The following is a 1409-nucleotide window of genomic DNA, read 5'->3' as shown; positions in this document are numbered from 1 at the left end:
CCCTACTTTGTCAAGTTAGAAAAAAAGGCAAAGAGTTGACAGGGGACGGCTCCCTTGCTATCTTTGCCTTAGCTAAAACATAATTACCAAAACTACAAAAAAGGCCGCTATTAAAATAGACGGCAAAAAAATATGATTTTCAGAATTTCCAAGTGCTTGAAAACGTGGCATTTGGACTCGATCAGGTTCTAGCACCTTTCCAATCTCTTTTCACCACCAAGACACATCCAGTATCCCAAAAAGCCCTTTGTTACATTCGTGGTCTTTTCAAGAGTGAAAAAAACAGAGCAAACTGCACCTCAATTTCAGATTCATTGGGGGAGCTCGATCACCAAAGCTTCAATCATCTACTTTGTGATTCCCCTTGGGACTATCAGCAAGTACTCAGAAAGCTATCCTTACAGGCTCAAGACCTTTTTGCAAAAGATAAAGAAGTAGGCTTTTTGATTGATGAGGTGGGTTTTCGCAAGAAAGGGAAACATTCCGCATGTATCGGAAGGCAATATTTGGGCTGTATAGGCAAACAGGACAATGGGCAGGTGGCAGTAGTGGCTGGCTTGACTCAAGGGCGTCATTACTGCCCCATCAATTTGCAACTTTACATGCCACATAGCTGGGCAGATGATGCCAATAGACGAGCAAAGGCCAAAATCCCCAAGCATATACAATACCAGACCAAGCCACAGATGGCTCTTGATATGATCCGTCAAGCCTGCTCTACCGGGATCAAGTTTGACTATGTTGCCTTTGATTCCTTGTATGGAAGTAGCTATGAATTGATACGGACACTTGATCACGAGGGAATCCCTTTTATCGGAGATGTTAAAGAAAATGTCCATATCTATACTGAAAAGCCCGATTTTCGACCAATCGAAAAAAGAGAGCGAACTAGGGGCAGAAAGCCTAAATACCCCAAAACCGATCATAAAACTTGTTCATTGGAGCAATACTTCGATAGTCTTGATAGTTTGGATGATTTTAAAAGAATAAGCTTCAGGGATGGTACAAAGCAGAAAATCACAGCACTATTCCATCAAAAACAGATATGGATATGCACCGACAAGAAAAAAGGCACGCTACTCATGCTCCAACTCATCATTAGGAAAGATACAGATGGAACAGTGAAGTACTCATTCTGTAATATGCATCAGGATAGTCTGGAGCAAATAGTCGCCAGACAAGGACAACGGGTGTTTGTGGAAAGGATATTTCAAGAGGGGAAAAATGAATTGGGTATGGGGGATTATCAGGTCAGGAGCTGGGAAGGCTTTCATAAACACATGACATTATGCTTTCTCGCATTTTATTATGTAGCTTCACAAAAGGTGAAATATGATCAAGAAATACCACTTACCTCTCCCATGATAAGAAAGTTGGTAGCTGCAACCATTGTTAGCAGATGGCAATCA

The 1409-nt window shown here is 41.5% G+C and carries 1 protein-coding gene; it reads left to right on the top strand.

The features are described from left to right. Positions 1 to 152 precede the first annotated feature (152 nt). Positions 153 to 1409, top strand: a 1257-nt coding sequence (locus CSQ79_RS26875) for an IS701 family transposase (RefSeq protein WP_143755514.1), incomplete at its 3' end; no start/stop codon positions are given.

Origin of the sequence: Gloeocapsopsis sp. IPPAS B-1203, from assembly GCF_002749975.1 — a bacterium.
In the GTDB taxonomy this organism is placed as follows: domain Bacteria; phylum Cyanobacteriota; class Cyanobacteriia; order Cyanobacteriales; family Chroococcidiopsidaceae; genus Gloeocapsopsis.
Note: the sequence above shows the minus strand (reverse complement) of the source record. Positions and strands in the feature narration are given on the sequence as shown.